15 protein-coding genes are annotated in these 13,205 nt (G+C 36.4%); 5 read left to right on the plus strand and 10 right to left on the minus strand.

Annotation, left to right across the window (positions count from 1 at the left end; all coding sequences use genetic code 11):
* Window positions 1-4 precede the first annotated feature (4 nt).
* The 6 genes from DHU68_RS07130 to DHU68_RS07155 all read right to left on the minus strand — a co-directional run bounded on the left by DHU68_RS07130 (window position 5) and on the right by DHU68_RS07155 (window position 5,736).
* Window positions 5-508, minus strand: a complete 504-nt coding sequence (locus tag DHU68_RS07130) for a DUF1858 domain-containing protein (protein WP_108822292.1) — start codon at window positions 506-508, stop codon at window positions 5-7.
* Window positions 509-514: 6 nt separating this feature from the next.
* Window positions 515-1,750 (minus strand): DUF438 domain-containing protein, encoded by a 1,236-nt coding sequence (locus DHU68_RS07135; protein WP_108822293.1) that lies wholly within the window; start codon window positions 1,748-1,750, stop codon window positions 515-517.
* A gap of 5 nt (window positions 1,751-1,755) precedes the next feature.
* A complete protein-coding gene (locus tag DHU68_RS07140; protein WP_108822294.1) occupies window positions 1,756-2,082 on the minus strand; it encodes a cupin domain-containing protein in 327 nt (108 codons plus the stop codon).
* Between the two features lie 398 nt (window positions 2,083-2,480).
* Window positions 2,481-3,512: a site-specific integrase gene (locus DHU68_RS07145; protein ID WP_108822295.1), complete on the minus strand. Its 1,032-nt coding sequence runs from the start codon at window positions 3,510-3,512 to the stop codon at window positions 2,481-2,483.
* Between the two features lie 6 nt (window positions 3,513-3,518).
* Entirely contained in the window at window positions 3,519-4,508 is a 990-nt protein-coding gene (locus DHU68_RS07150) for a tyrosine-type recombinase/integrase (RefSeq protein WP_108822296.1), read from the minus strand.
* A complete protein-coding gene (locus tag DHU68_RS07155) occupies window positions 4,501-5,736 on the minus strand; it encodes a site-specific integrase (protein ID WP_108822297.1) in 1,236 nt (411 codons plus the stop codon). Before DHU68_RS07155 ends, DHU68_RS07150 begins: the two co-directional genes overlap by 8 nt.
* Window positions 5,737-6,204: 468 nt before the next feature.
* Between DHU68_RS07155 and DHU68_RS07160 the strand changes: the two genes are divergently transcribed.
* Both DHU68_RS07160 and DHU68_RS07165 read left to right on the plus strand, forming a co-directional pair.
* A complete protein-coding gene (locus tag DHU68_RS07160) occupies window positions 6,205-6,384 on the plus strand; it encodes a hypothetical protein (RefSeq protein WP_160111098.1) in 180 nt (59 codons plus the stop codon).
* Window positions 6,385-6,587: 203 nt separating this feature from the next.
* Window positions 6,588-7,208, plus strand: coding sequence for a hypothetical protein (locus tag DHU68_RS07165; RefSeq protein WP_160111099.1), 621 nt, complete (start codon window positions 6,588-6,590; stop codon window positions 7,206-7,208).
* 275 nt (window positions 7,209-7,483) lie between these two features.
* On the opposite strand, the gene DHU68_RS07175 is transcribed toward DHU68_RS07165, so the two are convergent.
* The 3 genes from DHU68_RS07175 to DHU68_RS07185 are packed head-to-tail and all read right to left on the minus strand — an operon-like array spanning window position 7,484 to window position 10,189.
* Window positions 7,484-8,755, minus strand: a complete 1,272-nt coding sequence (locus tag DHU68_RS07175) for a PcfJ domain-containing protein (protein WP_108822301.1) — start codon at window positions 8,753-8,755, stop codon at window positions 7,484-7,486.
* Window positions 8,756-8,765: 10 nt separating this feature from the next.
* Window positions 8,766-9,179, minus strand: a complete 414-nt coding sequence (locus DHU68_RS07180) for a PcfK-like family protein (RefSeq protein WP_108822302.1) — start codon at window positions 9,177-9,179, stop codon at window positions 8,766-8,768.
* 2 nt (window positions 9,180-9,181) lie between these two features.
* Entirely contained in the window at window positions 9,182-10,189 is a 1,008-nt protein-coding gene (locus DHU68_RS07185) for a fusion protein (protein ID WP_108822303.1), read from the minus strand.
* Between the two features lie 614 nt (window positions 10,190-10,803).
* Here DHU68_RS07185 and DHU68_RS07195 point away from each other — a divergent pair.
* Both DHU68_RS07195 and DHU68_RS07200 read left to right on the plus strand, forming a co-directional pair.
* Window positions 10,804-11,547, plus strand: coding sequence for a DUF5131 family protein (locus DHU68_RS07195; RefSeq protein WP_108822304.1), 744 nt, complete (start codon window positions 10,804-10,806; stop codon window positions 11,545-11,547).
* A 19-nt stretch (window positions 11,548-11,566) separates the two neighbouring features.
* Complete coding sequence (locus DHU68_RS07200; protein ID WP_108822305.1) at window positions 11,567-12,154, plus strand: hypothetical protein; 588 nt, start codon at window positions 11,567-11,569, stop codon at window positions 12,152-12,154.
* Between the two features lie 2 nt (window positions 12,155-12,156).
* On the opposite strand, the gene DHU68_RS07205 is transcribed toward DHU68_RS07200, so the two are convergent.
* Entirely contained in the window at window positions 12,157-12,651 is a 495-nt protein-coding gene (locus DHU68_RS07205; protein WP_108822306.1) for a 3'-5' exonuclease, read from the minus strand.
* An 83-nt stretch (window positions 12,652-12,734) separates the two neighbouring features.
* On the opposite strand from DHU68_RS07205, the gene DHU68_RS07210 reads away from it, so the two are divergent.
* Window positions 12,735-13,169: a LexA family transcriptional regulator gene (locus DHU68_RS07210; RefSeq protein WP_108822307.1), complete on the plus strand. Its 435-nt coding sequence runs from the start codon at window positions 12,735-12,737 to the stop codon at window positions 13,167-13,169.
* Window positions 13,170-13,205 lie beyond the last annotated feature (36 nt).

A 13,205-nucleotide genomic window follows, 5' to 3' on the forward strand; every position in this document is an offset into this window, starting at 1 on the left:
AAAATCATTCAAGATTTAAAATGAATGTCTCATCCTCCTTTGTCCATATTTTAAACCCTTTTTGTTTTAAAATATCAATAATAGGAACAGGTTTAAAAGATGTAATAAGTTGAAGTATTTCAACCCTATTCAACCCTGAAGAAAGTTTTAAGATTTCCTGCATTGGACTTTTACCTGATTCGATAATAGGGCGTACATCAAAAATGGTTTTAATACTTTCTCTATCAAACCATGCCGGAGGTTCTTTCTGATCATCTTCGTCGCCTCCTTTACTTTCTAAATTGTAAGTAGATAAACCTGCAGCAAACCTTAACTCTTGTATTAGCTTTGCAGGTGAAATACCTGCTACTCCGGCAGCCTGCTGCAAGGATGTAACTCTAGCAACAGTCCGACGAAGTACGGGGTTCTTAAGTTTAGAAAAAACAGGTGATAACTCAAGAAGTTTCGTTTCTACTTCGGGGTAGTACTTGAGTAAATCAGCTACTTTTGTTTCCAACGTAATATCCATCAGCCTTTATTTTTCAGTATATGATAATAAGCGTTGGTCTCCTTCCAGCTTCTTTATATCGGTAATATCCTGAGTAACTTCCATAACTCCTAGATATTCATTATCGCTATCGCGTAAGGCTGTATATTCGATAAGAGCGAAACGTCCCATAAAAGATGAAATCCAGAATGTTGCCTTATTTTCTTTTCCACTCTTGAAGTCACTGATTATCTGCTCTACAATATGTACACTACCCGGAGGATGACATAGGCGGACATCACGACCAATAATAGAGCGATTACGGTCGAAAAGTTTTTTAGTTCCGTGAGAAAAGAACTTTACTTTATCATTTTTGTCTACAAAAGTTATATCTACCGGTAGATATTTAAATATAGCTTCCAGTTCTTTCGGATTAAAGCTACCGGTAGATAGCTGTATTGCCTCTCCTGCCTGATAAACAACCTCTCTTTCTGTGACATTATCAGGAACCCACTCTGTTTGTGGATCATACAGGGTGAATCCGAATTGAGTAGTTTCCTTATAGATCTGAAACCAATCTTGCTCTGCCAATACATCTAAGCTCATAGGTAGCAGTATTTCCTCTTCTTTTAGAATCATGCCTTCAATAGCATCTATTGCCGGTAAAAACACCATAAGTATTAGTGTCGGAATTTCTTCAACAGAGGTTGATTCTCTGGCTGATAATGCTTCGTGTGCAGCATCTAATAATGCACGGGTTTCATCATGTTTACCCCACATCACTTTAGGTGGTCCTGTTATTCCTGCTTTTTCGAGGAATGGGAATAATAGATACTCTTTCCTTTTGTAATGCTTATCTACATCCGAAAGAGCATTGAATACACTTTTCATCTGTAGCAGATATTCATTTACTTCGCCAGCATTAAGTTTATTCCCCTTATCAAACAATTGCTTAGCCTTGCTGATATACTCTTCCAAGGCTCTGTTCTCTTGCTTGAAAGTATCTACCGGATGACCTGCCGGAACTGTTTTTGCTGCCGATACATCAATGCTACCGTCCAACACCATCGTGTGAATATCGCAAAGACGTAATATTTCTTCCTCGGGCAGCCCTTCAGCAATCAGTTCCTGCTCCACTTCTACCACCTCATTGTAGGGCACAGAGTGAAGCACCTCTATCAAGCGTTGCTTTACCACTTCGGGAGCTTCATTATTATGAAGCTGGAGAATAAGATGTTTTAGCAACTCTTTTCTCTTTTGTGAGTTATTGATTAGCTCGCTCATACTATTTAACCTCTAATCATTGTTAATAACATCTTGAATTTTTCTACGGCATGTAAGGCGTGTGAAATATTTGCAGGCATGATGATACACTCGCCTTGTTTTACAAGAACAGGTACTCCGCCTATCTTGATTTCAACTTCGCCATCCAAGACTTGCACCATTGCATCGAAAGGTGCAGTGTGTTCACTCAATCCCTGCCCTTTGTCGAAAGAGAACAAAGTGATGTTCCCTGCTTTGCTTTTTAGAATTTGTTTACTGATAACACCCCCTTCAGAGTAGTCAATCAGAGTGGATAGATTCAAAACACTGCCTTTTTTAAATATCTCGTTCATAATATGTTGTTTTTTAATTTGACAATGTAAAATTGATAATTATAAAACCAATAAATCGTCACATTTGTTCCACTTCGAGAGAAATAAAGTTAATTTATGTTATTGCACAAGTGAAAAATAAACGGATATAGATTTAAAGATGTTTTTTACTTAGAGTCTATTTAGATTTAATATTCTAGAAATACTATTGTCCTAATACTAAATATCTTTAGCTCTAAAAGACACCTTTTTATGCGATAAAAGACACTTTCCCTAATTAAATAGTCTATAGCATTGTAAATGAGTCTCAGACTAAGAGGACTTTTTTACCTAGTTTGATATCTTCAGCTTAATTATACTAGTTAAATACTAAATGAAGAGGCTATCCTTAACAGGACAGCCTCTTTAAATCATAATCATCATTTTCGGAAGTCATTCAGCCATTCAAGTAGGTTCTGATTCCTTTCCCATTGACAGTTTTCATCAGATTTAGGAATTAAATCTGTATAGCTTTTTTCAAGAGCTTCCCTTTTTTGTTTTGAGTCAGCTCTGGCATAAATATCAGTGGTCTGTATAGAACAATGTCCTAAAATATCACGGATATATACCAGGTTTACTCCAGCCTGAAGCAGATGCATCGCTTTTGAATGTCGCAAGGAATGACAACTTACTGTTTCAGGAATTAATTCGGGATTAATAATTCTAGCCATCTCTGTATAGGTCTTGAGTACATATGCAACACCTGATCTGGTAAGTTTTTCCCTACGGTTATTAAAGAACAAGGGATGTCTTAGTCGATATTCTTCCATGAGGTTATTTTCTTCCAGATATTTTCTGAGCAGATTTACCTGTTCTTCCATTAACGGTACAATCCTATACTTCCGACCTTTACCGAAGAGCCGGATGGTATATGGCGTACCGGCAATATTGATCGATCCGGGAGTTAAGTCTATGATTTCCTGCACTCGCGCTCCGGTATCATACATCAGTGCCAGTAATGCCAGGTTTCTCCTTCCTTTTGCGGTTGTGGTATCCGGTTGCTCCAGCAGTAGCTTAATTGCATCTACGGTAAGATAGTTTATACTTTTCTTTTCAGCTTTCATGGCTTTGACCGATAATATCTTTTGCCATTGTTCCAGATGTACAATATCCTCGTATTGCAGATATTGAACGAATGAATGTATCGCTGCCAATCGATAGTTACGAGTTGAAACACAACAATTACGCTTATCCTGTATCCAAGCAAGAAACTCAAGAACAATCTGTCGGGTTAGCTTTTCCAATGTTAGCTTTTCTATACGCATCTTCTGGACATCTCTCATATAAGTGATGAACTGCACAAATGTATCCCTGTAAGAAAGAATAGTGTTGGGACTCATGTTCCTTTCGTGAGGTAGGTATTCAGATAAAAACCTGCTCAAAAACTTGGCAAAATCAGTATTTGTTTTCATATTATTCTATAATCTGGGATATACAAAAGCCGTAATAGCGGAGCATTGCTCAGCCAGTTCAGGATACATTTCATAGGTCAACCTCACATACTGTTCGGTAGCAGAAATAGTTTTGTGTCCCAGACATGTAGCGATTATAGGCATAGATGCATACAGATCTATACCTTTACGTGTCATTTGCTCCAATGCATGGACGGCCATTGTGTGACGGATGTCATGGATGCGTGGCCCTTGCCGATTGCCGGAATAGGCTATGCCGCACTGCTGAAAAATCCTTCGAAACCATCTGTATATTGCCTGATAAGTACAATGAGTACCGTCAGGTCTGATAAAAAACAGATTGTCGGGCTTAAAGGTGTTCTTTATCGGCATCTTATCCCGATAGAACAGATACTGCTGTAATACTGATTCCAGTTCTTTATTTACAGGTACAATCCGTTCACATCCGTTCTTTGTTTTACGAATATCAATATATCCCTTGTCCATTCTTACATCTGAATTTCGTATTGATAAAGCCTCCGATATACGAAGCCCTGTACTATATAGCAAACGGAGTATAGCTGGAACACAAAACATAACATAAGAATTACCTCGCTTATCCAGTTTTAACTCGGCACTTCTATCTAATATCGCTGCCATTTGCTGACGGGTGAATATATAAGGTGCATATCCCGGTCTGATACTCCGCCTGTAACGAGGCTGTTTCGGTACATAACACTCGTATCCATGTCGGCACATAAACCGGGACAGCTGGGACCAAACAGAGTATTTGCCTTGTAAAGTTCCGTCACTGTCATTCTCCCTGGTCTTACGCCACTGCCCGATAAGCTCTCTGGTAATTATTGGTTCCATTATATTATTAGCTAGAATAAATCTATCAATTTCCAGTAAAATCCACTTATTTCCACGAGTGTTTATGCCGATAGTCTCTTTTAAGGCTATAAATTCTTTAATGAATGGAGCCAGAACACTTTTATATTCAATATTACTATTCATAAAAAGCTCCTCCTTTCTGCGTGTAAAAGTTATCGTTTACTGGTGGAACCGGAAGTACACACTTCTGTAATGATACTAGATCAATACGCAAATAGCCCATTGTGGTCTCTGTCTTTTCATGCCCTAAGACACCGGATATTACAGACATAGGAGTATTACATTCCAACAAACGGCTGCCTAAACTATGGCGCAACGAATGTGGACCACGCCGGCATCCTGCCGTTGAGACACCGGAGTCCCCTATAAGTTTTCTTATTATTCCGCATACTATTGCTGCGGTTGCCGGCACATACGGAGCTCTATGGGCAAGGAAAATATACCGGGAATCGGACTTAGCACGACCATACTTCAAATAATCGATAATTGAATGACCTATTTCCGTTAATAAAGGCAACTTAATCGGATCATTTGTTTTACATTGGGTTAATGATATTTCATTCTTATCCCAGTTTACATTTGAGAATTGCAGATTAGCAATGTCGCATGCCCGAAGACCCAACCGGCTGGCAAGAAGTAGTATCACATAGTTTCGCTTTCCTAATCCGCTATTTCTGTCGACAGCGGATTCTATGACTTGAACTTCGTCTGCATGATAATATGACGGGATCTTCTCTCTTTGTGTCCATTTATAATTTTTTAAAATATTTTCATAGTTCTCATCAGATATGTGATTCTCATGCCAATAACGAAAAAGTACCCGGAAACAACTTATAACATTACTTTTATTATTCGATGTAGTTGAGATAAATTTTAGTATATGGCGTTCACTTATCTCATGTACCGAGGTAACTCCTTCATTACAGAGATAAATGGAGAAACGGCTCAGATTAAGTATATAACGATCTATTGTAATAGTACTTCTTCGCATTGATTGCAGGTAGTTTATAGCCTTTTGCATTTGAGTTCCTATATCTCCATGTAGAGGATGTTTTACAGGCACGATCAATCGTCGTTGTTTTATATCGCCATGATTCAGGGCATCATCTAATATTCGAATACTCCTGATCATTTCTTTTGCAACAGTACGAAGATCATCTTCAGGAAAGCAATCTTTGATAAATATTCGTCCAATTTCAGATGTGTACATGATAATATTCTTTTCTTTCATATATCGGAGAATTCCACGATGCCACAAAGATCTGTAGTTTTCAATACTACGTTCAACATAATGGTGTTCAATAAAGAACTGCATGCAGTTCTCTATGAGTTGGTTAATTTTTCTTTCCATAACTATAAGGTTTTAATGCTAGCTGAATTGCTATGCTTTATAAATATAATTATGGAAAGAGATAATGAAAAGTAGAATGATAAATATATTGATAATTAACAGTTTACTGCATCTGTAATACCATAACTTTACATAATGATTTACTCTCCATAAAAACTGTTATGTATAGCTATACATAACAGCTTCAATAACGACAACTCAAAAGAAGAGGAATAGTTATGATGACGATGATGGTTATCTCATATATTATCACTTGGATAAGTATAATTTATTCGTTAGTGACTGCTCCGAGTGATGTTGAATTGTATACATAGAATAACATTTAATCTCTCCAATAATTAGATCACTTTGTTATTTGAGAAGTCACAGATTTTTAATCTGGACTTCTCAAATATTTCATATAATTACTTTAACTTTAAACAACGTTTACATATAATGATATACTTTGATATGGATCAAACTGAATTTATGAATCGACAACGTAGTCGGTCACATCTAGTTATTTTAGGAGCAGGAGCTTCAATCGCTGCGATTCCTAATGGAGATAAAAATGGTAGGAAATTATCATGTATGGACAATTTCTTTACTGAATTAAATATTGAAGGGCTATTGTCTCATTGTAAACTAAATCAAATAGTAAGAATCTAGAGGATATTTATTCTGAACTTGAGGAACGCCCAGAATGCGAAGAAATAAAAAATAATCTTGATGCTATAATTATAGAGAAGTTTCGTAAACTTTTACTTCCCGATCATATGACTGTTTATGATTATTTAATAATATCTCTCAGAAACAAGGACTTAATAGCCTCTTTTAATTGGGATCCTCTTCTGGTTCAAGCATATAATCGGATGTCTAAATTAACAAAAGATTTACCAGACCTAGTTTTTCTACATGGTAATATTTGTGCTGGTTTTTGTATTGACTGCAAAAGTTATGGACATATTAAAAATGTATGCCAAATATGCGGAAAGGCTTTATCTCCAACAAGATTATTATATCCAATTAAAAATAAAGACTATGAGAAAGATCCGTTTATTGCAGAACAATGGCGTCGTGTAAAAAAATGGGTAAAAGATTCTACTATAGTTACTTTTTTTGGCTATAGTGCACCAAAGACAGATGCAGCAGCAATTGAATTATTGAAAAATATTTATAATGATGGCCCTTTGCATAGATTCGATAGAATTGAGATTATAGACATTAAAGAAAAAAAGCTATTAGAAAATACATGGGAGGATTTTATTAATGTTGAAGGTGCATACAATCCTATATATTTAAAGTCTTTCTATGAAAGCATTTTAGCAGAATTTCCAAGGAGAAGTATTGAAGGATATTCTGAACGCTATTTTAATGGATGGTGGGGAAAGGGAAGTAATCGAATATTAGAGAAAAAGCAGACAATTAAAGAATTTCATCGACAAATCAAACCGATTCTTATTAAAGATCAGAAGGATGATTTTTCATTATAAAAAATTGGCTGATCTAAATTAAACAGTTTCTCTTCGGTCTTTTGCTTCTTTTCTTCCGTTCAGACTCATGAGAAAAGAAGACGGCGAGAATTTTCCCACCGTTCAATCTTTAGTCTTTTTCAAATTTATCAACTGTTGGAGCATAAAAAGATAATTCTCCCCAACAGTATGCCCAGAATCCATTATAAATGGACTGCCGATACATAGTCTGCATTGTTTTATAGCCCTATTTAGATTTGTTACATGAATAGGCTTTCCTGTAATATCTTTTATTTTCATGCTGCTAATCTCTGTTCAATAAGTGAAATATTCTGATTCACAAGATTGATAATTCGGTCATGGTATTGGGTATTCTTATTACATATACCTCTCGATTGGATAACCCGTAATTGAGAGAGCGACACTTCAATTGTTTCAATCCTTTTCCCATCAATGCAAGCAGATAGAATAAGTGAATCCGTTTTTGTGTGGTAACTACCTACACAATGGTGCATCAACTTACCTTCCAATATTATTTCTTTGACGCTTTCAAGTACACGCACGTTGATAAGTCCATCTGAAAACACAAGTCCGAAAAACTTTTCTTTAGCTTCTCTGTATTCGGATTCTTTCTCCAATTGCTTTTCGAATTCTTGCTGTGCATCAGCTTTTGCTTTCTTGATTACATAGCGGTCATGTTCGACTTTTAAGTCATTCGGACATACATATTTTGCATTATACAAGTCCTTTCCGAAGAAGCGAAGCAAATCAATATAGTCGCACCAAAGCGTAGCATCTTTAATTTTGTAGTTGTTACGAATACAAATTCGTATCGACTGCCAATAGTTGTCAATATTTTTCCAACCGCTATCCATGATTCGTTTGAACAACTTTGTATATCCTGCTTTTATAAGAGTTTCGGCTCTACTATCACTTAATAATGTTCGGAATAATTCTAATGGTTTCTGACTGTAAAAAGTCTTTTTCAGTCCTGTCCTTTTAAGTTCGGGTATCAGCTTTTGACGTGGATAGACTACATCCGTAAAAATACGATTATAAACATCATTCTCTTGACGTAATTCCAAAGGAGTGTAGTATATCCATGCGTCATAATACATTGTACCCATTGTTTGACGAAGTTTGGCAAAAGTGCAATATTTCCCATTCGGTGCAATCCATCGTTGCATTACTTCCGAATGTTCGTATTCGGGGAGTTTCCCAACTCGTGCCGTACATTTAACCATGATTGATCGCACTACTTGGTATCCCTCACAAGTGGTTATTACGGTCATGTAATAGCTTGTCCTAAATACTCGTTTATTTGTAGCTTTCACTACTAATTTGGCTTTACAGTTCGGACAAACACAGTCCGTAAGGGTATCAACCAACGGACCTAGACCTTGCCACGAATGAGAACATTTGGTACAAGTAATTTTTCCTTTGTCATTCCTTCGTGCAATGTGTTCAATAACGTTATTTTTACTCCATTCTATTTGCTCTTGGGTGAGAGCTGGAAGCTTTTTAGCTGCTTCAACTACTTGTTGTTGGAATCTATTTCTTGGTTTCATAGTTTTAATTTTAAAAGTCAAATAAACTTGGTTGGGTATTCAATACTACTTTTTTAGCTTTTCGAATCGGCTGTTTCATTCGGCTGTAAGTCTCATTATGGACTTTCTCTAGTGCTTCTTTTTTAGCTTGTTCTTTCTCTTCTTCCGTTAATTCAACAATGTGATTGACAGCGATATGGCAATTGACAGGCTTACCTATGTCAATATTATCTTCGTCCCAATAGTGAACAGCCATTGAGAATATTTCCTCATCGGCAAAACCATTGCAACCACTTTCCTTGACTTGATTGAGTATATAGGAACAACAATCATCAATGTTTTTATTTTCTTTGGTGCTGTATGACCATTCGAACATAGCATCGGTTTGGGCACGTTGTTCCAAATAGTTTTGAATGGTATTTTTGAAATGTGTTGTTGCTTTCATCGTTATTCTGCTTTTAGTTTTAATATTGTCTCTAATTCTTCTCTCTTTGAGGTCTGAAATATCCATCCTGCACGTTTATCGGCTTTATAGATTAATCTTGGGTTGAATCTTCCTCCCATAGCTTTCAGTAGGTCTTTGATAGGTTTAGTATCTCCAAATAGGGCGATTGATTTCTCTGAATAATCGACTATTTCAAATAGAGTGTAATGTTCTCCGATACAAGTTCTTTTATATGAATGTGTATCTTTTATCTTTTTGAGGTAAATACCATCAGAACAGCCAGCCACATAAGAAAATTCTTTAATTGTATTTTCTCGATTATATATTGGTGCTTTTTTAATTATCCAACCACTGTAATAGCTTTCGCCCAAATAGTAGCCATGCCCCATCGAATACTTTTCCCGATGTTCGTAATCTTCGTTATATTTCGCTAAATGTGCTGTTTCTTCAAAATTGGATGCATGTTTTCGCATTTCGGAAAAGATGTCTTTTTTATGTTTGGAGAAGCCTAAAATAACTGTTCGGGTAGTTCTTGATGCGTAATAATCGGTTTGGCTGTCGCTCTCATCTTGCTTCAAACAAGCTATAATTATTGCTTGTGCATCTTCGGGCAGGTTTTCTTCTAACCATTTTCGACCAATAACCCGAATAGCTTCCCGTTGTTTTTCATCTTCTCTTTCTTTTTCTATACGATTGATTTTCTTTTCTTGTGCTTTGGCTAAAAGTTCTGCTACTTCTTCATAGGTTTTAAATTCAATATTGTTTTCATCGTAATACATACCAATACCGAATTTTTGACTCAGAGGTTTGATGATTTCAGACTGTTGCATATCGAGCGTACGCAGGTTGATTAAATGGTAATGATAACCGTACTTTTCATCATGGGTAATCTTGTACACCACATAGCGGTCATAGCTGTAGCCTTCCATCTGAATCACTTGGTTTAGTTCTACTGCTTTTACTTCTGTGTCTGTGGTTGTTCCACCAAAAAGGGAATATAATTTTGTCATGGTTGTTGGATTTAAAAGATTAGGAATAAGAAAATTGTGATAAGGATGATAAAGGAGAGGATGGATAAGACTATTTTTATAAATAGTTTTACCATTTTGAACACACAGCAGATTATCATATAGCAGATAACAAATGCAGCTAAAACCAAAGTATTTATACTCACTTGTGTAACTATCCATGCACATAGACCAAATACAGCTACCCAGAAACCCAATTTTATGATGATTCCAGAGGGGAGGGAGTTTTGTTTCATTATTTTTCTTTCGTTTCTCATAACTAGCGACATTTTTTTTCATGCGTCATCCGCCGTGTCGGTCGTTTTATGTTTCAAGGGCGACAAAAGGGTATAGGAGTTTTAGGCAGGCATATTTTTTCATAATAAATACGCTCGCCTGAAAGGAAAGAGGAAGATTTGTTCTGAAAACCGCAAGGCTAGAATATGCAGCCTAAAACCCGTTCATACCTTTGCCCGATGAACAGAAAGACCGACACGGCGGATGACTTCAAATAGAATGTGGAGCAGTTATAAAATGAGAAATGAAAAAGGAAAATTCATTCTCAAACTCTATTAATACTTATCTTTGATGCAAATGGAATATTTTAAGATTATTCGATGCCCCTAAATGCTATTATCAAACCATCTAAAATGTGGAATCCTTGGCATGGCTGCCATAAGCTAAGCGAAGGTTGCAAACATTGCTATGTTTATCGTGGCGATGCTAAGCGAGGAATTGATAGTTCGATTATTACTCAAACTAAAAATTTCAACTTGCCTATACAGAAAAAATGGAATGGAGAATATAAAATACCTTCTGGAACAATGGTATACACCTGTTTCACTTCCGATTTTCTGGTAGCAGATGCAGATGAATGGCGTACTGAAGCATGGGAAATGATGAGAATTCGAAGCGACCTGGATTTTATGTTTATTACTAAACGTATTGATCGCTTATTGGAGGTATTACCCGATGATTGGGGAGAAGGATATAATAATGTTACAATCTGTTGTACAATTGAGAATCAGGATAGAGCAGATTATCGTTTACCAATCTATAAAAGAGCTCCAATCAAGCATAAGATTATTATTTGCGAACCACTTTTAGAACAAATAGATTTGCGTTACTACGACATCGGATCTTGGGTAGAACAAGTAGTGGTAGGTGGAGAATCTGGGTTTGAAGCCCGTCCTTGTAACTTTGATTGGGTTATGAAATTGCACAATTTGTGCGTTGAAGAAAAAGTAATGTTCTGGTTTAAACAAACAGGAGCAAAGTTTATTAAGGATGGAAAACTTTATCCGATCAAACGACAGCTACAACATCCACAAGCCAGAAAAGCCGGAATAAATTTGTGGTAAACGATATAGAGGTAAAATAATGAAAGAGATTTTAGCATTATCAGAAAAAAATCAAAAGCGTGCATGGGAGATTATCCAAGAAACCAATGTTATTGGTATTTGGGAATCTATTGGAGCAACCGTAAACCTAATCGGTTCATTAAAATTGGGATTGATGGGGAAGTATTGTGATATTGATTTGCATATCTATACTTCGCCTTTCAATCTATCCGATAGTTTTAAGGCTATCGCACAACTTGCAGAACATCCGTCAATCAAGCGTATTGAATATTATAATTTTCTTGAAGAGGAAGATGCCTGCATCAGTTGGCACGCATGGTTAGAGGACATAGATGGTGCAATCTGGCACATCGATATGATTCACATTGTACGAGACTCTCGCTATGATGGCTATTTTGAGAAAGTTGCAGAGCGTATAGCTGCTGTACTGACAGATGAAATGAGAAATACAATTCTACAACTTAAATTTGATACACCCGATAGTGAGAAAATTATGGGAATCGAATATTATCGTGCAGTCATTGAAGGGAATGTACGCACCTTTGAAGGATTTGAAAATTGGCGTAGAACAAATCCAGTGGAAGGTATATTAGAGTGGATGCCTTAATGCTATAACAACTGTAAAGCTATTTCCGCACACGCTTCTGCATCAGCTAGAGCATGGTGATGATTGGTCAGAATATAGCCACAATCTTCTGCAACGGTGTGTAGTTGGTGGTTAGGTAAATGTTTCAACTGGCGACGAGATTCTGCCAGAGTACAATAAAATATATAATCGGGATAATCCATGCTATATGTTCTAAATACAGCTTTTAGGCATGATTCGTCAAAACCTTTATTGTGAGCGACAAAAGGCAATCCTGTTATAAGAGTTTCAACGTTTAGCCATACCTTTGAGAAAACTTTCTCGTTTTCTGTATCCTCTTGAGTCAGCCCGTGTATCGAACTATTTACATGCTTGTAGTAATTCGGTTCAGGTTGTACAAGGCTATAGAAACGGTCTGTAATGACTCCATTTCTGACAATCACAAGTCCAATACTACAAATACTGGAGAGTTGTTCGTTGGCTGTTTCAAAATCTATAGCTGCAAAATCACGTAACATCTTATCAAATTTACTGTGAAGATAAAAAGATTTTAACTGAAACAAAGTAAGGAAAAAGTAGTATCTTCTTTACCTTTGTAACAATGAAAGAAAAGAATCTCGAAATATATAAAGCTGATACCGATACTCAATTGGTATTACCTATTGCCGACGGAGGAATAAAAGCTGGTTTTCCGAGTCCGGCACAGGACTTTATGGACTTATCCATTGACCTGAATAAAGAATTAGTCAAACATCCTTCAAGTACTTTTTATGGAAGGGTTAGTGGAGATAGCATGATAGATGCAGGTATCTATGATGGAGATATTCTGATTATAGATAAATCATTGGAGCCTAAAGACGGGGATATGGCAGTCTGTTTTATTGATGGAGAATTTACAATCAAATATATCAAAATAGAAGAAAAAGTGATTTGGTTAGTTCCTGCCAATGAAAACTATAAACCAATAAAAGCAACCGAAGACAATGATTTTCTGATTTGGGGGATTGTTACATATTCAATAAAGAAGCAACGATGATATATATTGAAATGGTAAGACTAATCCTTAGAGATT

Origin of the sequence: Dysgonomonas sp. Marseille-P4361, assembly GCF_900343125.1 — a bacterium.
GTDB lineage: Bacteria > Bacteroidota > Bacteroidia > Bacteroidales > Dysgonomonadaceae > Dysgonomonas.